The sequence below is a fragment of the Streptomyces yangpuensis genome (assembly GCF_024666385.1).
Classification (GTDB): Bacteria; Actinomycetota; Actinomycetes; order Streptomycetales; family Streptomycetaceae; genus Streptomyces; species Streptomyces yangpuensis.
In genome coordinates this window covers 159,061-179,472 of record NZ_CP102514.1, presented here as the reverse complement: position 1 = coordinate 179,472, position 20,412 = coordinate 159,061, and the positions used below count along the sequence as shown (strand labels likewise).

Below are 20,412 nucleotides of genomic sequence, written 5' to 3'. Positions count from 1 at the left end.
GCGTCTCGCGGTCGTCAGCCTTCGACGCCGGTCGAGGTGTGGGCGGCTCCCACCGGTTTGGATTCCGGTGAGCCGCGCTGGCGCAGGTACACGGACAGGATGACCATGGCCGCCACGGCCAGGAGTTCCGACTGCCAGTTCTGCAGGGTCCGGTTCCAGAAGTCCGGCGTGACGACGTAGTCACCCCATCCGACCGGGGCCTGGAGGCGGCGCAGTTGCTGCTCGTCGTAGGCGGCCATGCCCGTGATCGACTGGGCGGCCCAGGACAGGAGGAACACTCCGCCCATGACCAGGCCCAGCGACCGGGCGTACACGCCCTGCCGCCAGTCCTTGCTGGCGGCCCAGCGGGGCGAGTCCTGCGTGGCGTGGTCGCCCACGCGCTGCTCGCGGTCGGACTCCGTGCCGATCTTGTGGAGTTCCTTGGACTCGGGCGACCCGCGCTGGACCAGCCAGACGGTTCCGAAGATATAGAGCGAGAACTGCAGGAACTCCGACTGCCAGTTCTCGGTGACGTCCACGGCGAAGTCCGACGTCGTCACGTACTGGCCCAGGCTGATCCGCTGGAGGCCGTCGACGGTGAGCTCCTCGTTGAACTCCGCGTGGCCGGCCAGCGCCTGCCCGAGAAGCACGATGAGGAACGCGCCTCCGAAGGCCAGGGTGAGGCTGTTGTCCCTCCAGAAGCTTCCGCGCCGTTCCCGGTCCTGCCCCTGTCGGCTCATCGGTGCATCGCCCCGACCGCGATGAAGTAGCCCAGCCCGCCGACGATCACGATCAGGCAGGCGGCGAACAGACCCCGCATCTCAACCGCCCTTCAACAGGCACCGGTAGGGCTCGTCGCCCTGTGGTGTGCACCCGGCCGCGACCACCCGCCATCCGCCGGTGAACGGCGACAGGAACAGCGTCTCCTCCCCGGCACGGACGAGGGCCTGCCGCCCGTAGACCTCCGGTGTGCCGATCGCCGCCGAGACCGGCAGCTCCTGGCTCCCGAGGGCCTGCGCGCACCGCTGCTTCTCGTCCTGCTCCAGCCGGCCGCGCGTTTGCGGAGCCAGCAGCGCGCACGCCGCGGCGTAATCGCGGGAGGCGAGCGCCCCTTCGAATACGCGGACGGCGTCCCTGGCCCCGTCCACCCGTACGGCAGAGGCCCCGCAGCCCGTCAGCAGTGCGGCGGCCAGACCGGCCAGGCCGGCCGAAACCGCAGCGCCGAGCACGGACCGGCCGCCCGGACCCGGGCGGGATCGGGACCCGCTGCCGTGCCGTGTCATCAGCTGGTGGCGCTGGGCACGGCCAGCGGATCCCGCGGGGCCTTGGGCTTCTCGGCTTCGAGCTGCCGGCCGAGCTCGGTGAGGCGGTTGCGGCCCATGGCCTTGCGGACGTCCGGGAACCAGTCCTTCTCCTCTTCCTCCACGTGGTGACGGACGTTTTCCATCAGGACGCTCATCTTCGCCTTGAAACGTTCGTCGGACGGGTCCATGCCCTTGATCTCCGACAGCATCCACACGACCGCGTGGTGCTCCTCGATGCTCTCCAGGATGTGGTCGGTGGTGTCGGGAGCGGCTTCACGGGCGGCGGGATAGAAGATCTGCTCCTCGATCCAGGCGTGGACGGTGAGCTCCTCGATCACCTGGTCCGCGATCCGGCGTCGTTCGCCGGTGTCCTCGTCCTCGGTCTTCTCGAACTGCTTGAACAGCTTCTCGACCGTTTTGTGGTCGTCACGCAGGAGCACGATCGCGTCCATGTACGTCCTCCGAGCTAGGGGATGCCGGCTGTCAGGCCGGGATGCGGCGGCCCGCCCATCCTCACGGGGGTGACCGCTGGTGCCGTAGGACAGCGCCGTGGTCCGGGCCCGGGTCACCCGGGTGGCCGCGCTCCAGGAGTGCCGAGCGGGTCGACGGGTAGGCGCCTCGTGTGGTACCGGCATCCGGGCGGCCGACCGGGCCATCTGCGAGCAGCCGGTGCCGCGATCGGCGGAGGTGCCTCCCGCCTGGAAGACAGGAGAACGATCATGAGTGGTAAGTCGGAGAGGGAAGCGTCGCAGCACGAGGCGAGCCGGCACCGGGGAGCCCAGCACGGCTGGTCGCCGGATGTCGACGAGACGCGTCAGCAGGACAATCCCAGCGCCCACCGGTCCTTCCACCCGGACCGCTACGCCCCCACGAAGGGCCCCGGCAGGACGGTGTCGAAGGAGGAGTCGGGAAACCCCCACGGCAGGCCGACCGAGAGCAGCAGCCGGAGGGGCGAGGAACTGGCCGGTAAGGGCGAGGACGGCATGCACGACAAGGGTCCGAAGGGGAAGTCGCGGCGCCCCAGCGGCAGCAAGGACGCCTCCGCCTTCACCGGCATACGGCCCGAGGACCACCGTACCGAGGGCCCCGCCGGCAGGTGACGGCCGGTCGCGGCGCCGGGCTGAGGGCGGGCGGCCCCGGGCGGGGGCGGCCCCGCCCGGGCGAGGTCAGGGCGCAGGCAGCCCCTCCCCGTCGGAGTGCGGTCCCTCGGGACAGGCGCTGTGATCGGGGTGGCCGGCGGTCCGGCGCGCCTCCTTCATCTCGGCCTCGTACAGATGCTGCCTCCCGGCGGCCAGTGCTGCGACCGCCCCACGTTCGAGCCCCCGGAACGGCTCGTAGTACGTGCGGTCGTACGCCTCGACGATCTGGAAGGTCCAGTGGCCGGGGATGACGTTGCGGCCCAGGATGTCCCGCTGGACCCGATCGGCCCACTCGTCGTGTCCGGCCGCCCTGAGCAGCCGAACCGCGCGGTCCAGCTCCAGATCCGCCGTCCCCGTCAGCTGGTGGAACCCGTACAGGTGGCCGCGGGCGCGCTCCACCGTCTCCAGCGCCTTCGACAGGGACCCGAGGGCTTCCACCGTCACGTCGTCCACCCCGGCCGGGCGCTGATGTGCCGGGTCCGGTCCGTCATCGCGTCGCGTCATACTTCGGCACTGCCCGGCCGGACCGCCCGCTCACGCCCTCCCGGTCTCCGCTTCCCCCGAAGGCAGCACCCGTGCCGCAGGGGCGGCCGGTCGCGCTCCCGGCTCCCCTCCGTGCCCCCCCTGGGGCCGGAGGCGTACGGTGGAGACCAGCCCGGCCGGGGCCGCCCGGCACCTGCCGGAGCCCGCAGGCCGTCATGCCGCCGCCCACCAGGGCGGCAGAGCGCGGAACCAGCGGGCGAGGAGGCGGTCCATGAGCACCAACCCGTCGCACTCCGATCTGCCCATGCCTGCACCCGAGCTGAAGACGGACACGATCCGGGTCGGCGGCGCAGTGGTCTGTGTGTTGTCGGGTGACCTGTACCTGGGTACCGCGGCGGTCGGTGACCACACACTGCGCGAGGCGCTGGACCGGGTGCCGGACCTGCTCGCCATCGACCTGAACGCCGTGGAACTGTTCACCGCCGACGGCCTCAACCTTCTCCTCTCCCTGCGGGACAGCGCCCACGCCGCGGGTGTCCCCCTCGTGCTGGTGTCGCCCAGCCGCGGGGTCCGGCAGGTGCTGGAGATGACCGGCGCGGCCGGCTCCTTCGCCGTCCACGACAGCATCGAGGAAGCGATCGCCCAGCACGGACATTGACCCGAGCCGCGCCGTATACCGCGGCGGACACTGGGCAGGTGCGGGGCAACCGAAGACCGTAGCCCGCCAGTCCGGGAATTGCCGTGGGACCTCCCCAGTGCGTTGCCCCGCACCACCGTGAACTCACTTTCGAACGCGGTGACGTGGGAGCCTGTGGAGCGGGGATCGCCTGCGTGCGCCAGGCCCTGGCCGACTGGAAGCTGACCGCCGCCGACCGCGGTGACGCGGTCCTCGTCGCGGCGGAACTGCTCACCAATGCCCACCGGCACGCCGGCGGACCCCGGCGCCTGAGCGTGGACCACAGCGGCAGCGTGCTGCGCATAGCCGTGACCGACGGCAGCCCCAACCCGCCCCGACTGGGGGAGCACCGTGCCGAGCGCATCGGCGGCCACGGTGTCTTCATCGTCGACTGCCTCGCGCAGTGCTGGGGGACACGGCCCGAGGGGGAGGGGAAGACGGTGTGGGCCGACCTCGCCCTCTCCCCGCAGAGCCATGGACCGTACCGCGAGGACGACGCACCACCCGGATGACTGCGACGGTCTTGATCCGTCCGTGCGGCCGGCGCCGGGGCGGCGGCATGGGTGGGGGAGGGTGGGGCAGGCGCGGGGCATCCTGACCGTTCGAACCGCAGGTGGCGACATGCGAAGCGTAGGTGTGGAAGAGGAGCTGTTGCTCGTGGACGGGCGCAGCGGCGCCCCACTGGCGGTCTCCGGGGCGGTCCTGGCGGCCGCGGAGCGGTCGGCCTGGCTGCAACCCGGGACCGGGGGCCGGCCGGAGCACGAGTTCGAGAAAGAACTGCAGAAGGAGCAACTGGAGTTCGCCACCGCACCGATCACGCACATGGGAGAGCTCCAGGAGGAGATCGTCCGCATCCGCGGCGAGGCGGCCCGCCACGCGGCGAGTGCCGGAGCCGTGGTGGCGGCGGTCGGGACGTCGCCGCTGCCGGTGCAGCCATCGCTCAACGTCGGCCGCCGCTACCGGTGGCTGGGTGAGCAGTTCGGACTGACGGCGCAGGAACAGCTGACGTGCGGCTGCCATGTCCACGTGTCGGTCGACTCGGACGAGGAGGGGGTCGCGGTCCTCGACCGTATCCGGCCCTGGCTGGCCGTTCTCCTGGCGATGAGTGCGAATTCCCCCTTCTGGCAGGGCGAGGACAGCGGCTACGGCAGCTACCGCAGCCGGGTGTGGAACAGGTGGCCGTCCGCCGGCCCCGTCAGCGTCTTCGGCTCCGCCGACCGCTACCACGAGCGGGTCGACGCGATGATCGGCACCGGGGTGCTGCGCGACGAGGGGATGATCTACTTCGACGCCCGCCTCTCGGCCGCCTACCCCACGGTGGAGATCCGGGTCGCCGACGTCGGCCTGGACGCCACCACCCCCGTCCTGCTCGCCGCTCTCGTCCGCGGCCTGGTCGAGACGGCGTCCCGCGCCTGGCAGGACGGGCAGCCTCCGGCCAGGGTCGATACGGGCCTGCTGCGCCTGGCATCCTGGCGGGCCGGTCGCTCCGGACTGGACGGCCCGCTGCTGCACCCCGAGACCATGCGGGAGGCGTCCGCCGAGCACGTCGTCGAAGCCCTGTACCGGCACGTACGTGAGGCCCTGAAGGACCACGAGGACGACGAGCGCGTCCGCGAAGGCATCGCGCGGCTGCACGAGCGGGGGAACGGCGCCCGCGTCCAGCGACGGCTGCACGCCGACGGACAGGGCCTCGCGTCCGTCGTGGCGCGCTGTGCGGAGATGACGATCGAGCCGTCGGCCGCCGGGTCGGGGCCGGTGTGAGACGAGGGCCGGGCGGGGCAGACGCGAGGCACGCCGATGAACGACGCCGATGATCGGAGCACATGATGAGCGAGAAGAAGCAGCAGGACCGGCGCCCCACCCCTCCGTCGCAGGCGCCCGGTGAGAGCGGCGATGAGGAGGCCCGCCGGGAGGCGGACGAAGCGGCACTCGCCGACACGAACGAAGGCGAGGCCGCAGACGCGCTGACGCCCAACAGCGGTGCCCAGCGCCGGGCCGCCGAGAAGACGGGGGACGCCGGGATGCCCGAATAGATGCCGGAACGGCGGCACCTCACCGGGCGTCCCCGCGCGGCACGCGACAGCACGGCTCGGCCGTCAGACGCGCTGGGCCCGGTGGAGTGCCCGGTGGAGGAGGGGGGCCACGCCGCGCAAACGCAGGGCCGCCCGGGCCGCGTTCGCGCCCGGCGCGCCGTGGACGCCGCCGCCGGGGTGCGCGGCGGCGGAAGCCAGGTACAGACCTTCGACGGGCGTCTCGGGCCTCCCCGTCCCAGGGGTGGGGCGGAAGACGGTCTGCTGGTGCAGGGCGGTGGTGCCGTTGTTGATGGCGCCGTTGCGCAGGTTCTCGTCCATGGCCTGCAGGGTGGTGGGGGCCAGGATCCGGCGGGCGCGGACCAGCCGGCGGAAGCCGGGTGCGAAGCGTTCCACCTGGGCTTCGACACGGTCGGCCATGGCTTCCTGTTCGCGCACGTCCCAGCGGCCGGTGATGCGGTCGGGACCGGCATCGGCGGCGATGTGCTGGGGCAGGTGCGTGTACGCCCAGGCCGACTCCGTACCGGCCGGCGAGCGGCTCGGATCCGCGGTGGTCATCTGACCGAAGAGGGTGAACGGCTCGTCGGGCACCTGCCCCGCGGCGATCTGGGCGGCGAAGCGGGTGAGGCCGTCGACGCCGTCGGCGAGGTGGACGGTCCCCGCACCAGCCGCTCCCGGCGCCGTCCAGGGCACGGGACCGCTCAGGGCCCAGTCGACCTTGAAAGTGGCGAAGTCCCACTGGAAGCGTTCCAGGTCCCGCAGCAGGCGGGACGGCAGGTGCTCCTCGCCGACAAGGTCCTGGTACAGGGCGGTGGCCGAGGTGTCGGCCAGTACGGCCCGGTGCGCGCGCACGTCCTCCCCGCCCGCGGTCCTGACCCCGACCGCGCGGCCGCCGCGTACGACGACGGAGGCCACCCGCTCTCCGCAACGCAGGACCCCGCCGCGGCGCCGCAGGCGGCTCACGAGCGCCGCGGTCAATGCCCCGGATCCGCCGACGGGGACCGGGAAGCCGTGGCTCTGGCCGAGCATCGACATCAGCCAGCCGAAGCCGCCGCTGCCCGCGGCCTCCGGAGCCAGGTCGGCGTGCAGGGCATTGCCTGCGAGCAGCAGGCGGCCGCCTTCCCCCCCGAACTCCTCCTCGCCGAGGCGGCGCACCGGCAGGGCCAGCTTCCGGGCCAGCCTCAGCCCACCGGAGGCGCGGAGTTTCCCAGCCAGCCGGAGTCCCGATCGGACCGGGGGGAAAGGCGTGAACAGGGCCTGGACCAGATCCGGACCGACGAGGCTCCACGTCCGGTACATGCCCTGCCAGGCGTCGGCGTCGGCCGCGGCGAACGCCCCCAGTCCGGCGCAGGTGTCCTCCACCCGGCGCTCCAGCACCGCACACCGGCCGTCGGGCAGGGGGTGGGCCAGGACCGACGGCGCGTGGCTCCAGCGCAGGCCCTCGGCGCCAAGCTCCAGGCGGGCGAGGACCGGGGAGGCGGCGGCGAGCGGATAGAAGGCGCTGAAGACGTCCGAGACGTAGTCGGGGTGCACCCCGCGGTCGCTGCGTACGGCTCCGCCCGGCTGCTCCTGCGCCTCCAGGACCTCCACGCTCCATCCGGCGTCGGCCAGCAGGTTGGCGGCCACCAGACCGTTGGGGCCGGCGCCGATCACCACCGCGTCAGGCACGGTGCACCTCGTCGGGGTGCCGCTCCGCGATCTTCGCGAGGCGGGCCAGCATGCCGCGGTGCCGGAGTTGGAGGGCGGCTTCGCTCACCGGGTTGTGCAGTGTCCCTCCGAGGCCGCGCAAGGGATGCTCGTCGCAGACGACGAGGGTCTCCTCGCCCCACGGCCTGAGCTGCAGGAAAATCCTCGCCGTGCCCAGGGACTTGAACGAGGCCTCCAGCTCCAGCTCCTTGCCGACTTCCTGATGGCGGACGGTCGTCGTGCCCTCGGCGGACCAGGGGCCCAGCCGCAGCGTGTAGCGCAGTCGGGCCCCCGTCCGGGGCCAGGAGTCGTCGAGCGGTGTGGAATCGGACGGCCCCACCACCCATTCCCCGTACAGGTTCGGATCGGCGAGCACGGCCCACACCCTGCGCGGGGGACAGTGGATGAGCTGATGACGGACGGCCACGATGGCCTCCTCCCGACGACGACGGCGAACGGAACGCCCGCGGCGGCGGCACTGGCCGCGGCTCAGCGCCCCAGGGCGTTCTTGAGCTGCTGCTTGGTCATCGTCGAGCGTCCATCGATGCCGCGCTTCTTCGCCTCCTGGTACAGGTCGTCCTTGGTGGGCCCGGACGAGCTGCCGCCGCCACCGGACTTCTCGCCTCCGCGCTGGGAGGCGGACTTGCCCTGGGTGGAGCTGCGGCTGGCGGTTTTGCTCTCTCCCGAACGAGCGCGTTCCTTGTTGACGGTCCGGGAGGCCATCTCCTTCGCGCGCTCCTCCGACATACCGCGCTTCTCGCCCGACTCCTTGATGTGCTCGTACTGGCGTTCGCGCTTGGGGCTGGATCCTCGGGGCATGACGCAACCTTTCATCGGCGGTGCGATTCCACGGTCACCGTGCGCGTACCCAGATAGGGCCACATATTCACGCGAATCGGACCAGGTGTCCGGAGGGCTCCCTACGCGCCTGCCGTCGGGCCGTCGCACGTGGTCCCGGTCCGCACACGACTTCCGGCAGGAGCATCCTGGAAGCAGGAGAACCGGACGACACGCCCCGACGGACGGAGCCGGCGAGTGAGGAAGCGTACGCACAACCGGCCCCTGCAGGGCCGCACCGTGGTGGTGACGGGGGCGGCGCGCGGCCTGGGAGCGGCGCTGGCCCGGGCGTTCGACGACCGGGGCGCGCGGCTGGCCCTGCTGGGCCTCGAAGGAGAGCGCCTGCGGGAGCTGGCCGCCTCCTTGCACGGCAAACCGGCCTGCTGGGAGGTCGACGTGACCGACGACGCGGCCATGGCCGACACCGCCCGACAGGTGCGGGGGCGCCTCGGACCCGCCTCCGTCGTCGTGGGCAACGCCGGGATCGCCGAGGGAGGGCCGTTCGCCGACTCGGACCCGCAGGTCTGGCGCCGCGTCATCGAGGTCAACCTGATCGGCAGTGCGGCCACGGCCCGCTGCTTCCTGCCCGACCTCCTCGACACGAACGGCTACTACCTGCAGGTCGCCTCCCTGGCGGCCATGGGGACATCGCCGCTCATGAGTGCCTACTGCGCCTCCAAAGCCGGGGTCGAGTCCTTCGCGCACGCCCTGCGCGCGGAACTCGCCCATCGCGGCGTCGCCGTCGGCATCGCCTACATCAACTGGACCGACACCGACATGATCCGTGACGCCGACCGCCACGCCGTACTGCGGGAACTGCGCGGCCACATGCCACCACCGGCCCGAAAGGTGTACCCGGCGGCCCAGGTCGCCGACAGGCTGGCCGCCGCCGCGGAACGACGTGCGGCCTCGGTCTACGTCCCCGCCTGGCTCCGCGCCGTGCAACCGGTGCGGGCCTGCCTCCCGGCTGTCGTCACGTGCGTCGCCCGCACCGAACTGCCGCGTCTGGAACGTACGCAGCGGCTGGAGGCGACCGGTCTGCTCGGCGCGGGCGGCCGCGCCGACGAGCGCCACGGATGACCGGCCGCGCCGACTGACGCCTACTCACGCCCGTCCGCCCGTCCGCCCGTCCGCCCGTCCGCCCGTCCGCCCGACCGTCACCGGCAGTCCGGCCCGGCGCTGAAGGTCGTCGGCGACCTCGGCCCTCAGGTGCGTCGTAGGACTCGACCAGGTCTTCACCATCACCGGGAATCAACACCGCCCGGCAGGGTAGGCGACGGCCACTTGATCGATCCCATGGCGAAAGGCAACCACCCATGCTGATGGCTCACCCGGCCGTGCTGCCCGGTCTCGTCGACCGCTACTGGGCGCTGTCCGTGCTCGACGCCTCGGAGGGCGACTCCCCCGTGCGCAAGGAGATCGAGGCCGTCGAGCGCGCACTGTGCGTGGCCACCGGCACCACCGACGTGCACGCCGCCCTGATCGCCGCCCGCCACCACCTGCCGGGCACCGGTACCCTCGACGACTCGGTACTCGCCGCAGGCGCAGGCCGGGAGCCGGCATGAGCACCCCGTGAGCACCTCCGCTCACATTGCGGTGCTCCCGAGCACATACGTCGGCGGCCCACGGAAAGAAGCGGGGCGTGAGACTGCGCGATGCTGTCGTCGTGGTGACCGGCGCCTCGAGCGGGGTGGGCCGGGCCACGGCCCTGCAGTGCGCGGGTCGCGGGGCGCGCGTGGTGCTGGCCGCCCGCAACGCCCCTCAGCTGGGCGAGGTGGCGCGGGAGTGCCGGCGCCGGGGCGGTGAGGGCTACGCCGTGCCCACCGACGTCGCCGACGAGCGCGCGGTCCGGGATCTGGCCATGGCCGCGGTGGCCCGGTTCGGCGGCATCGACGTCTGGGTCAACGCCGCGGGCATGGGGATCCCGGCAGGGCTCGAACAGGCTCCCGGGAGGGACCTCCGGCGGTTGCTCGGAGTCAATGTCCTCGGTGCCGTGCACGGCGCTCGCGCCGCGGTGCCCATCATGCAGCGGCAGGGCCGGGGCGTCGTCATCGACGTCGCATCCCTGCTCGGTACGGCCGTCGAAGCGCGGTTCGTGGGCGGCTATGCCATGTCCACGGCCGCACTCGTCACGTTCGACGAGGTGCTCCGGGAGGAGCTGGCGTCCGTCGGCGAGCACCGGATCGCCGTCTGCACCGTCCTGCCCGGCGGTCCCCGCACCCCCGTCGTCCGTCCTGCGGTCAGGCGGTCCGGCCGCGCCCCGTGGAGGCCGGTGTCTGCGCGCCCGTCCGAGTGCGTCGCCCGAGCCGTCGTGCGCACAGCGGTCAGGCCGCGCAGCCGCGTGCTCGTGGGCCGGTACGCGCGGCCGCTGCATGCGGTGCACGCGCCGCCGCTCGCCGCCGTGCGTCGGGGCAGTCTGTGGACGGCCGGCCGACGGGTCGGCCGGGCTGCGGCGATGCTCGTCGTGCGGGCGGCCGCCCGGCACCGCATGCGCGCCTGACCAGCGGGGATTGGCTACTCCATGATGACGAACGGCGGACTCGGCTTCGGAGCCTGGGGGGCAGCGACGGCGGAATGCCCCGGGTCGCCCGCCGGCTCCCTCCAGACGCGCACGTAGGCGGCCCTCCCCGCCCAGACCCCCAGATCCGCGGTGTCCGCGCTGTAGCCCTGCCAGGTGCCGCCGCGCTGGTCGTCACGGGGCGCCCCGGTCCGTGGCCTGTCCCGCCACACGGTGACGTTGACGACCCAGCGAAGCTCTTGTCTGAAGGGAGAGCCGGGGTCGGCCGGCACGGTGGGGGCCCTCAGCGAGCCCAGGCGGTCCAGACCGAGGTGGGCGAGCGAGTACACGATCGCCTCTCCTCCCTCACTCCCCGCGTCGGGCCGTACCGCGACAGAACGCCCCCGGTAATCCGTCGCTTCGTACAGCGTCGCGGCGATCGTCGCCATGACGTCTTCCATGGCCCCAAGCCTCCTTGGGTTTGAGCTGCGGCACGTGGGCAGACAGCTATCACAGGATTCATGTGAGAAGAGGCATGTCATGGGCATCATCAGCTGGATCGTGCTGGGGCTGCTCGCCGGGATCATCGCGAAGTTCCTGATGCCGGGCCGCGACCCTGGCGGCTGCATCGTCACACCACTGATCGGTATAGTCGGCGCCCTTCTGGGCGGATGGCTGGGGAAGGTCATTTTCGGGGTGGACTCCATCGACGGCTTCTTCGAGCTGTCGACGTGGATCGCCGCCATCGTCGGCTCCCTGATCCTCCTCGGCCTGTACCGCCTGGTGGCCCGGGCACGGGACTGAACCGGAGACCCGGACCGATCGCTCCCGGACCGCTGCTGTCCGACGGCTGACGGGCGGCCGTGACGGGCTCTAGTCGCCGCGGGGGAGCAGCGGGCCGAGGGGCCCGAGGTCGAGGTTGAGGTCTTCGAGTGCGTAGCCGTGTTCGGCACAGAGATCGGAAAGGCTGTCGTGGAGGGCGAGCAAGGTCGCGCCCAGCTCCTCCTCCTGCTCGTCGGTCAGGTCGCCGGCGTCCACCCGGCGCAGTGCCTGCCGTTCGATGAGCTGGCGCAGGAGTTCGACGAGGGTGAGGACGAGTTTCAGGAGGTCTTCCCCGACGGTCTCGCGATCGGCACGGATACGGTGTGCGGCTCCGGTGGGTTCCTCGCGGGCGGCCGGGGGCGGCTGTACGAGGCGGAAGGCGTGCGCCATCGTGGCGCCGACCTCGTCGAGCGTTCCCTCACCGGGCGGGCGGGGGTGGCGCGCGCGGTCCGCGCCGTTCTCAGCGGTCACGGCCGTCCCCCTCCCGCGCCTGCTCGTCGGGCTCGTCCTGCTCGTTCTGTCCGTCCTGTCCGCCCGGCACCGTGCCGGGAGCCGCTTCGGACCTGACGGACACGATGAGGGCGCGCAGTGAGATGCGGACCAGGTCGATGTCCGCGATGGACAGGACGATGTCGCCGACGACGACCACGCCGCCGCTCAGCAGCCTGTCGAGCAGGTCGACCAGAGCGACCTGGCGGCCGGGCAGCGGCTCGTCGAACTCCGCGAGGCTCACGGCGCACGCTCGTCGCTGCCCACCGGGCCCGCGGCTTCGGCCGGTGGCATGGCGAAGGAGTACGGGGCCCACGGTCCGGTGACCTCGATGCGGACCTCGGGGAAGTTCCGAGCGGTGTCCTCGATGTCGGCCCTGAACCGCCGCGCGCGTTCGTCGGGGACCAGGTAGGCATCATTGACCACGTTCTCCTGCGGGCCGCTCAAGGCGCCGCTCTGCGGGGCGTGGCGCACGCGCTGGGTGGTGAAGCGGGAAGCGACCGCTTCGACAGCCGTCGCGGCGAGCCGGGCCTGCTCGTGGACCTTCTCGCGGGCGTTGCGTTGCACTCTGCGGCGCTGCAGGTACGCCTTGCCCGGCGTGGTGGGAGGCGTACCCGCCCCCGTCCCGCCCGAGAGCTCGGCCGCCTTGTCTGCTGCGGGCGGCGGTAGGTAGATCTTCACGCCGTACTCGGTATGGCCGTCCAGGGCGGACATGCGCCGGGTGAAGGACCGGCGCTGTCCGCCGAGTGCCTGCCGGGCCCGGGTGTCGTCCTCGTAGACGGTCGCCATGCGCAGCGGCAGGACCGTCGCCTCGGCTGCGACCGCCTGCACGACGTCGTGGTGGGCGCGGGCCACGCGCTCGAGCCACCGCAGGTCTTCGAAGTGCGCCTTGAGGGCGGATTCGTTGAAGGTCCGGTGCGCCACGGGGCTGATGACGAAGGCGAGCGGGGCGGAACCGGCGTCGGAGGTGTCGGCCAGCAGACTGACGGGTGCCGCGTCGATGCCACGGAGGCCGGAGAGGACGTCCGCCAGACGCTCGGTCTGCCGGGCCACGGCGTAGACGTAGGTGAGGGGTCCCGGTTCGGTGCTCACGGGGGACGCTCCTCAGCCCTGCGGCCGGACGGACCACGGTGTTCTTCGGCGCGTTCCGAGGGCTCGGTTTCGCCGGTACGGTCCCGCCGCAGAGCCTCCAGTTCGGCGCGCAAGCGGCGGTTCTCCTGCTCCAGCGGGCTGCCGGTGTGGCGGGAGGACAGCGAAGGGTCGTGTTCCCACCAGTCGATTCCCATTTCCTTGGCCTTGTCCACGGAGGCGATCAGAATCCGGAGTTTGATGGTCAACAGCTCGATGTCGAGCAGGTTGATGCGAATGTCACCGGCTATGACGATGCCCTTGTCCAGGACCCGCTCGAGGATGTCGGCCAGGCTCGACGAAGAATTCGACCCGTACGGCACGGGGGCGCGTGAGGGGAAGGAGCCGAATCGGTCGGGCAGGGGATCAGTCACGGTGGTGGCCTCGCTTCCCCGGTCACGACGTGCCGTGCCGGAATTCTGCGATCTCGTCGAGCCTGTCGAGCAGCTCGTCCTCCCGGAACTCGAACTCTTCCTGGTCGATTTCCCCGTTGAGGAGCATCTGCTCCAGATCCGCGAGTTCACGCCGGACGGGGGCGGGATCGTAATACTCCTCCTCGGCCTGTTCGACGACGCGCTCGGCGACCCACGTGACGGCGCGCACCGGCGCGACGGGAAGTGTCAGCAGATAGGTCAGCAGTCCCATGGTGTTCGCCTCCCTTCACCTGGGTGGTGCACCGGTCCCTTCACGCGGGTGGGACGGGTGGGGCCTTAGACGAAGCTGTACGGGGGCAGAGGGCCGGCGAAGCGGAGGCCGATGCCGCCGCCGATTTCGCGGCTCAGATTCGTGTGGGCCGTCAGCAGGTCCTCCTTCTGCTCGTCGGGCACGAGGAGCGAAAGGTTGAGGAAGTCGTTCCCCGTCGGCGGGTGGGTGACGTGGTCGCGAGCGAAGGGCAACAGTGCCTGGACGAGTCCGGCGGAAAGCGATTGCTGTCGTGCTTCTACCTCGCGAGCGACCAGTTCACCCAGGGCGAGAGGAAGTTGCGGGTCGGCGTCCCCCGCACGGATCCGCTCGTTGAGTTCCGCGGCTTCGGGGAAGTCCCGCAGGATCTGCTGCAGCAGCGGTTCCTCGTCGTCCTGGGCGACCCGCACGTTGTACTCTGCGCAGCCCTCAAGTCGCCGGAGGGCGTCGAGGTAACCGTCGGCGTTCGTCTCCAGTACCTGCCGGACCGCGCTGTCGTCAGCGGCGATGTAGCCGAACTGCAAGGGAAGAATCGGGCCGTCGGCCATCAGTTGCTCCTGCACCTCCTGGTGGGCCAGCAGGTCTCGGCGTTTGGGCCGGATCTCCTCGGAGACGTCGCTGACGACTGCGCTCAGGGACCCGGCGGTGACCGACCGCAAGGGCGACGGGCTGGAACCCACCCCGGTCAGACCGTCCAGGTCCCGCGGATGGTCCTCCGCGGCGATCGAGTACACGTAGAGCGCCATGGCTCACTCCTTCTCCCGGCGCACCGGGCGCCGGGCCGGACGTCGGCGCCTGGGAGCTTCCTCTTCCTCTGTCTCCTCCTCCGGTTCCTCGCTGCGGGACGACTTGCCGGTCAGGGAGTCGGTGACCGCGTCGACGGCACCGCTCAGTGCGCCTTTGGACTTTCCGCGGGCACCGCCCTCCACCACCTTCCCCACGACATCAGGCAGCTGCGCCGGAGCCTTGCGGCCGGCTTCCAGGTCGAGTCGGTTGCACGCCTCGGCGAAGCGGAGGTAGGTGTCGACGCTGGCCACCACGATGCGCGCGTCGATCTTGATGAGTTCGATGCCCACCACGGAAATGCGGACGAACACGTCGATGACCAGTCCGCGGTCGAGAATGAGCTCGAGTACGTCGTAGAGGCTGCTGCTGTTGCTCCCGCCCCCACGGGCGATGGCGCTGCCGCCTTGCGGCACCATGGTCATGGCGCCTCCTTCCCCCGGCGGCCTGCGCTCAGGTCGGCCGGTCGATCATTCCGCGGGTGTAGCGGCGGGTGCGTTCGTAGGAGATCAGCTCGCCGTCCTCGTCCAGCGTGACCTTGTAGCTGGCCATGACGCTGGTGGTGTCCGGGATGCGCTCCAGCTCCACGACCTCCACCTGTGCCGCCCAGCCGTCCTCGGTCGGCTTCAGCGAGGAAACCGAGTCCGGCGGACGCCCGAGCAGCTGAGCCAGTTGCTCGGCCGCCGACCGCATCGCCGACGCAGCGCCGTGCACGCCGGACCGGTGGCGGGAGCCGGCGCGCCGCGGCGGCTGCCGGCCCTGCTTCTCACCTTCGTCGGCCGCTCGCGGAGAAACGCGCCGCGGGCGCGCGGGTTCTGATGCGGACATATAGCACTCCCCTGGGAGACGGTCTCCCACCCCCAAGAATGTCACTAAATCTACGCATAAGTCCGGGATGGGGGGCAGGAGCTTGTCAGGACGGCCAAGGCTGGACCGACGCGCCGGCCGGGAGAGTAGGACGTCCCGCCGCGCTGTCGCGCACGTCACCGACAGGCCCGCGGCCCCTGGCCAAAGGGGATGATCATGCAAGACACAACCAAGATCGCGCTCGCAGCCGCGCTGGCTGGGGGCTACGTGCTCGGCCGGGCGAAGAAGGGCCGCATGGCCTTCGCCCTGGCGACCTATGTCGCAGGCCGTCGCTTCGGCCTCGAGCCGGAGCAACTGCTGAAGCAAGGCCTCGCCAAGGTCAAGGAGATGCCGCAGTTCGCCGACCTGAGCGACCAGCTGAAGGGCGAAGCCCTCGACGCCGGCCGGCAGGCCCTGACCGCTGCGGCCAACCGCCAGCTCGCCAGCTTCGCGGACACCCTGCACGAGCGCACGCTCGAACTGACGCGCGGCGGTCGGCGGGAGGACGAGGAAGACGAAGAGCCGTATGAGGACGCGGCGGACGATTACGACGAGGAAGAGGAAGAGGAAGAGGGCTACCTCGAACCCGAGGAAGAAGCGGAAGAAGAACCGGAGGAAGAAGAGGAAGGCGAGGAAGGAGAGGAGGAGGACGAGGAAGAGGAAGAGGAGCAACCGGAAGACGAAGTCGAGGAGGGACCGGAAGAGGACGAGCAGGAGGACGAGGACGAGGAAGAAGAGCCGGCGCCGCCACCGCGACGGCCTGCCCGGCGCCGTGCTCCGGAGTCCGGTGCCGCGCGCCCGCGCAGGGCCGAGCAGCGCCCGAGCGCCCGCGAGAAGGCCGCACCGGCCAAGAAGGCCCCGTCGTCCAGGAAGTCCGCCGCCGCTCCGGCTCCCGCCAAGAAGGCCGCCGCTCCCGCGAAGAAGGCCGCTCCTGCCAAGAAGACGGCAGCGAAGAAGACCGCGGCCAAGAAGGCCACGAGTGGCAGGTCTTCGGGATCTGCCGCGAAGGCGGCACCGCCCCGGAAGAAGGCCTCCACATCCGCCTCGTCGGCCAGGCCCGCGGCCAAGAAGACCAGTACGTCCGCACCGAGGAAACGGTCCGCAGGCCAGAGCAGCCCTCGGAAGACGGCCGCCAAGAAGGCATCGGGCAGCAGTCCGGCACGTAAGACGACCGCCAAGAAGACGGCGTCCCGCAAGCAATCGGCGCGGAGGTAGTCATGGCACCCGCAGACCGCCCCAGCGCGAACCGATCGACATCCGGACTGGACAAACTGCTCGACGAGGTGTCCCAGTACGTCACCGCCCAGGCGGAACAGTTGGCGGGAAAGGCCACGGACAAGCTCGGAGACCTCACCGACCAGCTCTACGACGTGGCCGACAACGGCGGCAAGCTCTCCGACATCGGAGGCATCGGCGCCCGGCTCCTGCAGGGCGACTCCCCGCTGAAGGCCATGGCCGGCCAGACCCTGGGAAACCTGAAGGACAAGGTGACCGATACCGCGTCGCAGGTTTTCGGGGGGAAGAAGGGCCGCGGTCGTAAAGGAGGCGGCGGCGTCGTCAACATCGTCGAGGCGATGGACGTCGGACTGCCCCTGCGCACGACGTACGACCACTGGACGCAGTACGAGAACTTCAGCAGCTTCACCAAGGGCGTACGCGACGTCTCCCGCAACGACGACACCACCAGCGACTGGAAGGTCAAGGTCGGCCCGTCGACCCGTGGTTGGAAGGCGACCGTCCAGGAACAGATACCCGATGACCGCATCGTCTGGAGCTCGCAGGGGGCCAAGGGCACCACTCGCGGCTGTGTGAGCTTCCACGAGCTGGCCCCGTCCCTCACCCGGATCGTCGTCGTGGTCGAGTACCACCCGGCAGGACTGTTCGAGAAGACCGGAAACCTGTGGCGCGCCCAGGGCCGCCGCCTGCGACTGGACCTCAAGCACTTCCTGCGCTACGTCACCATGAGCACGGAGGAACCGGAGGGCTGGCGCGGGGAGATCCGCGACGGCGAGGTGGTGCAGACCCACGAAGAGGCCCTGGAAGCGGAAGAAGGAGAACAGGAAGAGCAGGGCGCGGACGACGAAGAGCAGTACGAAGAGGAAGACCAGGACGGCGGAGAAGACGACTACGCGGAAGACGAGGAACCCGAGGAATACGAGGACGAGTCCGACTACGCCGACGAGCCCGAGGCAGAGGCGGAAGAGGAAGAGGCCGACGAGAGCGACGACGACGAGTACGAGGACGAGCCCGAGGACGAACCCGAGGACTCACGCCCCCGCCGACGCGTCCGCCAGGCCGCTTGACGCCTCGGGAGTCCTTGCACGGCCACGGTGCTGAGCTCGTAGGAGGTGGTCATGGTGTCTCCATGGAGGCGGCGCCTGCGGCGCCTCAGAAAGAGAAGAAGCAGACGCCGGGCCCTCCACCGTTGGATGCCCCGGTCCGTCATCCAGCGGATCGTCCTGCGCCTCACCGTGTGGGGAGCACGAGCGACGGTCTGGGGCATGCGGCTGGCGGCGCGCCGGTTGCTGCGCGCCATATTCCTCGGCCGTGGGGTTCAGAGGCTCTGAGAGGGCGGTTCGTGTGCTGATGTCTGTTTCCGGGTGAGGCTGGGACAGGGCTGCTGGTCACGGTGCTCGGCCGGTTACTGCTTCCTTGCGAAGCTGCCGGTGTCGACTTCGGTGAGGATGTCGAGCTTGACAGGTGTTTCAGTTTGGCGCGGGGTGCCCTCGATGTTCTTCGGCAGCAGTTCGTGGTCCAGAGCTTCGCAGACGTCCCGGGCACGCAGCGGGCCGGTCGCGTCGTTGAAGACGCCCGATGCGGGGATAGTCCGGGTGCTCGGGCAGGTCTGGCGGGCCGGCGGGGAGCCGGTCGGCAAGACCGGTGATGGTTTTCCGTGTGATCGCGAGGTGTTCGAGGTGGGTCGCGGCCTCCCGCAGGCGGGCCTGTAGTTCGCCGATGCGAGTGTGGAGGCCGTCGGCCAGGCCCCGGACGGCGTTCTCCTGGATGTCGAGCGCGTCGAGCAGGGGCTGGAGGTTCACGCGCTCACCGTCTGCCGTTCGCGCCATGTGGGGGTGTTCTTGCCGGTAAGACGGCGGGCCATGACGTGGGTCATGGCCCAGTAGGCCCGGGAGGCGGACGAGGCCGGGCGGTGTTCGTAGTCGCGGACCAGACGCCGGTGCAGTATCAGGATCCCGTAGGTCTGCTCCACCCTCCACCGCTTCGTCTGCGGAACGAACCCCTTCTCCTGCGGATTGCGTTGCACGGTCTCGACGTCGATGCCCAGGCCGGCTCCGTGCGCGGTGACCTGGTTTTTGAAGCCCTGGTCGACCAGGGCCTTGTTGACGCTTCCGCCGGTGTGTTCGGCGACCTGGTCCAGCAAAGCGGTGCCCGCGGTGTTGTCGTGCGCGCTCGCGGCGAGAACGACCACCGCGATGTCCAGGCCGAGCACGTCCACGGCCAGTCCGCGCTTGTGGCCCGGGACCCTCTTCGCCGGATCCCGGCCGGTCGTGGAGGCGGGGACCCCCGCGGCAGCGTGGATACTCTGGGTGTCCAGGACCACCAGGGTCGGGTCCTCTGATCGACGGGCCTTCTCACGTACCTGGCAGCGCAGGAGCTCGTGGATGACCTGGTCCGTTCCGTCGTCCCGCCAGGCCGCAAAGCAGTAGTACGTCGCGCTCTTCGGCGGCAGGTCGTGCGGGAGGTAGGTCCATTGGCAGCCGGTCCGGCCCTGATAGAGGATCGCGTTCACGATCTCCCGCATCGCGTAGGCCCCCCTGATGCCCGCTGACCGAGCGGTGCCGGTCCTTCCACGCCGTGATCACCGGCTCGATCAGAGCCCATTGCGCCTGGGATAAGTCGCTGGGGTAGGCAGCAGACAAGTGCCTGCGGATCGGCGGGTTCCGCCCTGCACCCACACCATCAGGTGACGACAGCGTCGCTCAAAAGTCACGAACCGCCCGCTGAGAAGCTCTGGAGACAGTGTCCTACTCCTGTGCCCTGACCTGTCAGCCGGTGGTGAACTCCGCGCTACCCTTTCCGTACAGACGCGTCAGCCCTGTCGGGTTCCCATCGAATTCTCCAGTGAGGAGCTGCAGCAGGAATTCCGTCATGGTGCAGTCGTAGACCGTCCACTCGCCTCCGTGCGTATAGACAGCCACAGGCCAGGTGCCGGGTTCGTGGTTGCTCGTGATCCAGCCCAGTACGTCCGCTTCGGCTGTCTCCCCCCAGACCATGATGTCTGCCGGGCCATAGAGCTCGGCGTGCAGCGGGTCGTTCCACTCGTTGACCTCCGGCAGGTCGAGAACATCCGCCGGAAGCCTTGAGGTGTGACGGGAAGGAGCATAAGGATCCACGCTCGGAGCGAAGACGGCCAGCATTCCGTCGATTTCACCGCTGCCGTAGACGGACAGGAAGTTCCTGTAATCGGACGGGAATCGGGTGCCGTACGCCACCGCGATGTCGTCCCAGTCGATGAAGGTCCCCATACTCGACGGCTGCATGAGGTGTCGAAGTCGCTCAAGGGCGGTCATGGTTTCTCTCATCTTTCGTAGTCCAGCCAGTCGTGGCCTCGCTTGGGAACCGGTTCTCCACCTTCGGCGACTCGTCCGAGGCCATGCCACTGGAGTGTCGAAGGCCCGTAGGTCTTGGGAACATCATCACACCAGCAGGCGAGCGCCTGCGGACCGGCGGGTTCCGCCGCGCACCCACACCATCAGGCGATGGCAGAGCCACTCAAAGACTCACGAACCGCCCTCTGAGAACTACCGACAGATTGGGCTGTCCTCCCCCGTTATGTTTTTCGCGGTCCTGCAATGGGGCCGCTGGCCTCCGGGCCCGGTATGACTGTGTCCCCTCTGTCGAACGGATGACCTGGGGGGTGGTGTCGCCGGGTCCGCAGGTGCCGTCGGAGACGCTGATGAGAGACCCGGCCACCGCCCGGTCCGGTGCAATGCCGGACAGTTCGCGGGCGGCAGGTCTGCATAACGTGGATGCGCGAGCACGGTGCCACCGCCGAGGCCGGCACGGTCAAGAC

General features: G+C 70.5%; 29 protein-coding genes and 1 pseudogene. 11 read left to right on the top strand and 19 right to left on the bottom strand.

Features of this window, described 5'->3' with window-relative positions; translation table 11 throughout:
• Positions 1-14: 14 nt before the first annotated feature.
• From NRK68_RS00895 to NRK68_RS00885, 3 genes are all read right to left on the bottom strand, one after another.
• Positions 15-719: a DUF6766 family protein gene (locus NRK68_RS00895; protein WP_183066163.1), complete on the bottom strand. Its 705-nt coding sequence runs from the start codon at positions 717-719 to the stop codon at positions 15-17.
• Between the two features lie 81 nt (positions 720-800).
• Positions 801-1,208, bottom strand: a complete 408-nt coding sequence (locus NRK68_RS00890) for a hypothetical protein (RefSeq protein ID WP_257854436.1) — start codon at positions 1,206-1,208, stop codon at positions 801-803.
• 53 nt (positions 1,209-1,261) lie between these two features.
• Entirely contained in the window at positions 1,262-1,735 is a 474-nt protein-coding gene (locus tag NRK68_RS00885; RefSeq protein ID WP_183066164.1) for a hemerythrin domain-containing protein, read from the bottom strand.
• A 267-nt stretch (positions 1,736-2,002) separates the two neighbouring features.
• Here NRK68_RS00885 and NRK68_RS00880 point away from each other — a divergent pair, with 267 nt between their 5' ends.
• Positions 2,003-2,383 (top strand): hypothetical protein, encoded by a 381-nt coding sequence (locus tag NRK68_RS00880; RefSeq protein WP_257854435.1) that lies wholly within the window; start codon positions 2,003-2,005, stop codon positions 2,381-2,383.
• Between the two features lie 66 nt (positions 2,384-2,449).
• On the opposite strand, the gene NRK68_RS00875 is transcribed toward NRK68_RS00880, so the two are convergent.
• Positions 2,450-2,926, bottom strand: a complete 477-nt coding sequence (locus NRK68_RS00875) for a hypothetical protein (RefSeq protein WP_257854433.1) — start codon at positions 2,924-2,926, stop codon at positions 2,450-2,452.
• Positions 2,927-3,176: 250 nt separating this feature from the next.
• On the opposite strand from NRK68_RS00875, the gene NRK68_RS00870 reads away from it, so the two are divergent.
• The 4 genes from NRK68_RS00870 to NRK68_RS00855 all read left to right on the top strand — a co-directional run bounded on the left by NRK68_RS00870 (position 3,177) and on the right by NRK68_RS00855 (position 5,614).
• Positions 3,177-3,563 (top strand): STAS domain-containing protein, encoded by a 387-nt coding sequence (locus tag NRK68_RS00870; protein WP_257854432.1) that lies wholly within the window; start codon positions 3,177-3,179, stop codon positions 3,561-3,563.
• Positions 3,564-3,736: 173 nt separating this feature from the next.
• Positions 3,737-4,093, top strand: a complete 357-nt coding sequence (locus tag NRK68_RS00865) for an ATP-binding protein (protein ID WP_257854431.1) — start codon at positions 3,737-3,739, stop codon at positions 4,091-4,093.
• Positions 4,094-4,202: 109 nt separating this feature from the next.
• Positions 4,203-5,342, top strand: coding sequence for a glutamate--cysteine ligase (locus NRK68_RS00860; RefSeq protein ID WP_257854430.1), 1,140 nt, complete (start codon positions 4,203-4,205; stop codon positions 5,340-5,342).
• 62 nt (positions 5,343-5,404) lie between these two features.
• Positions 5,405-5,614 (top strand): hypothetical protein, encoded by a 210-nt coding sequence (locus tag NRK68_RS00855; protein ID WP_257854429.1) that lies wholly within the window; start codon positions 5,405-5,407, stop codon positions 5,612-5,614.
• 63 nt (positions 5,615-5,677) lie between these two features.
• Here NRK68_RS00855 and NRK68_RS00850 read toward each other — a convergent pair whose 3' ends face one another.
• From NRK68_RS00850 to NRK68_RS00840, 3 genes are all read right to left on the bottom strand, one after another.
• Positions 5,678-7,279 carry a phytoene desaturase family protein gene (locus tag NRK68_RS00850; RefSeq protein WP_257854428.1) on the bottom strand — a complete coding sequence of 534 codons (1,602 nt, stop codon included), beginning with the start codon at positions 7,277-7,279 and terminating at the stop codon, positions 5,678-5,680.
• Positions 7,272-7,724: an SRPBCC family protein gene (locus tag NRK68_RS00845; protein WP_257854426.1), complete on the bottom strand. Its 453-nt coding sequence runs from the start codon at positions 7,722-7,724 to the stop codon at positions 7,272-7,274. The genes NRK68_RS00850 and NRK68_RS00845 overlap by 8 nt, the downstream gene beginning before the upstream one ends.
• Before the next feature lie 62 nt (positions 7,725-7,786).
• Positions 7,787-8,116 carry a plasmid stabilization protein gene (locus NRK68_RS00840; RefSeq protein WP_183066172.1) on the bottom strand — a complete coding sequence of 110 codons (330 nt, stop codon included), beginning with the start codon at positions 8,114-8,116 and terminating at the stop codon, positions 7,787-7,789.
• 216 nt (positions 8,117-8,332) lie between these two features.
• Here NRK68_RS00840 and NRK68_RS00835 point away from each other — a divergent pair, with 216 nt between their 5' ends.
• From NRK68_RS00835 to NRK68_RS00825, 3 genes are all read left to right on the top strand, one after another.
• Positions 8,333-9,214 (top strand): SDR family oxidoreductase, encoded by an 882-nt coding sequence (locus tag NRK68_RS00835; RefSeq protein ID WP_257854425.1) that lies wholly within the window; start codon positions 8,333-8,335, stop codon positions 9,212-9,214.
• 236 nt (positions 9,215-9,450) lie between these two features.
• A complete protein-coding gene (locus NRK68_RS00830; RefSeq protein ID WP_183066174.1) occupies positions 9,451-9,699 on the top strand; it encodes a DUF5133 domain-containing protein in 249 nt (82 codons plus the stop codon).
• Between the two features lie 77 nt (positions 9,700-9,776).
• The gene (locus tag NRK68_RS00825; RefSeq protein ID WP_257854422.1) at positions 9,777-10,634 is read left to right on the top strand and encodes an SDR family NAD(P)-dependent oxidoreductase; all 858 of its coding nucleotides are present in this window, start codon (positions 9,777-9,779) and stop codon (positions 10,632-10,634) included.
• Positions 10,635-10,648: 14 nt separating this feature from the next.
• On the opposite strand, the gene NRK68_RS00820 is transcribed toward NRK68_RS00825, so the two are convergent.
• The gene (locus NRK68_RS00820; protein ID WP_257854421.1) at positions 10,649-11,092 is read right to left on the bottom strand and encodes a hypothetical protein; all 444 of its coding nucleotides are present in this window, start codon (positions 11,090-11,092) and stop codon (positions 10,649-10,651) included.
• Between the two features lie 79 nt (positions 11,093-11,171).
• Between NRK68_RS00820 and NRK68_RS00815 the strand changes: the two genes are divergently transcribed.
• On the top strand, positions 11,172-11,435 hold the full coding sequence (locus NRK68_RS00815) for a GlsB/YeaQ/YmgE family stress response membrane protein (protein WP_257854420.1): 264 nt from the start codon (positions 11,172-11,174) through the stop codon (positions 11,433-11,435).
• Positions 11,436-11,504: 69 nt separating this feature from the next.
• On the opposite strand, the gene NRK68_RS00810 is transcribed toward NRK68_RS00815, so the two are convergent.
• The 8 genes from NRK68_RS00810 to NRK68_RS00775 form a co-directional block, all read right to left on the bottom strand.
• Positions 11,505-11,843 carry a gas vesicle protein K gene (locus tag NRK68_RS00810; protein ID WP_183066285.1) on the bottom strand — a complete coding sequence of 113 codons (339 nt, stop codon included), beginning with the start codon at positions 11,841-11,843 and terminating at the stop codon, positions 11,505-11,507.
• Between the two features lie 70 nt (positions 11,844-11,913).
• Complete coding sequence (locus NRK68_RS00805) at positions 11,914-12,186, bottom strand: gas vesicle protein (RefSeq protein ID WP_257854419.1); 273 nt, start codon at positions 12,184-12,186, stop codon at positions 11,914-11,916.
• A complete protein-coding gene (locus NRK68_RS00800) occupies positions 12,183-13,034 on the bottom strand; it encodes a GvpL/GvpF family gas vesicle protein (RefSeq protein ID WP_257854417.1) in 852 nt (283 codons plus the stop codon). Before NRK68_RS00800 ends, NRK68_RS00805 begins: the two co-directional genes overlap by 4 nt.
• On the bottom strand, positions 13,031-13,444 hold the full coding sequence (locus NRK68_RS00795; protein WP_257854414.1) for a gas vesicle protein: 414 nt from the start codon (positions 13,442-13,444) through the stop codon (positions 13,031-13,033). The genes NRK68_RS00800 and NRK68_RS00795 overlap by 4 nt, the downstream gene beginning before the upstream one ends.
• 22 nt (positions 13,445-13,466) lie before the next feature.
• Entirely contained in the window at positions 13,467-13,715 is a 249-nt protein-coding gene (locus tag NRK68_RS00790) for a gas vesicle protein GvpG (RefSeq protein WP_183066179.1), read from the bottom strand.
• 65 nt (positions 13,716-13,780) lie between these two features.
• On the bottom strand, positions 13,781-14,497 hold the full coding sequence (locus tag NRK68_RS00785; protein WP_183066180.1) for a GvpL/GvpF family gas vesicle protein: 717 nt from the start codon (positions 14,495-14,497) through the stop codon (positions 13,781-13,783).
• A 3-nt stretch (positions 14,498-14,500) separates the two neighbouring features.
• Positions 14,501-14,959, bottom strand: a complete 459-nt coding sequence (locus NRK68_RS00780) for a gas vesicle structural protein GvpA (protein WP_183066181.1) — start codon at positions 14,957-14,959, stop codon at positions 14,501-14,503.
• 28 nt (positions 14,960-14,987) lie between these two features.
• Complete coding sequence (locus NRK68_RS00775) at positions 14,988-15,362, bottom strand: gas vesicle protein GvpO (protein WP_183066182.1); 375 nt, start codon at positions 15,360-15,362, stop codon at positions 14,988-14,990.
• Positions 15,363-15,557: 195 nt separating this feature from the next.
• Here NRK68_RS00775 and NRK68_RS00770 point away from each other — a divergent pair, with 195 nt between their 5' ends.
• Together NRK68_RS00770 and NRK68_RS00765 are read left to right on the top strand one after the other, a co-directional pair.
• The gene (locus NRK68_RS00770; RefSeq protein WP_183066183.1) at positions 15,558-16,595 is read left to right on the top strand and encodes a histone protein; all 1,038 of its coding nucleotides are present in this window, start codon (positions 15,558-15,560) and stop codon (positions 16,593-16,595) included.
• Positions 16,596-16,597: 2 nt separating this feature from the next.
• Positions 16,598-17,683: an SRPBCC family protein gene (locus NRK68_RS00765; protein ID WP_257854408.1), complete on the top strand. Its 1,086-nt coding sequence runs from the start codon at positions 16,598-16,600 to the stop codon at positions 17,681-17,683.
• Positions 17,684-18,021: 338 nt separating this feature from the next.
• Here NRK68_RS00765 and NRK68_RS00760 read toward each other — a convergent pair whose 3' ends face one another.
• The 3 genes and pseudogenes from NRK68_RS00760 to NRK68_RS00750 all read right to left on the bottom strand — a co-directional run bounded on the left by NRK68_RS00760 (position 18,022) and on the right by NRK68_RS00750 (position 19,909).
• A complete protein-coding gene (locus NRK68_RS00760) occupies positions 18,022-18,255 on the bottom strand; it encodes a hypothetical protein (RefSeq protein WP_257854406.1) in 234 nt (77 codons plus the stop codon).
• 159 nt (positions 18,256-18,414) lie between these two features.
• Positions 18,415-19,258 (bottom strand): annotated as a pseudogene (locus tag NRK68_RS00755) (IS5 family transposase).
• Between the two features lie 126 nt (positions 19,259-19,384).
• The gene (locus NRK68_RS00750) at positions 19,385-19,909 is read right to left on the bottom strand and encodes an SMI1/KNR4 family protein (RefSeq protein WP_257854403.1); all 525 of its coding nucleotides are present in this window, start codon (positions 19,907-19,909) and stop codon (positions 19,385-19,387) included.
• Positions 19,910-20,412 lie beyond the last annotated feature (503 nt).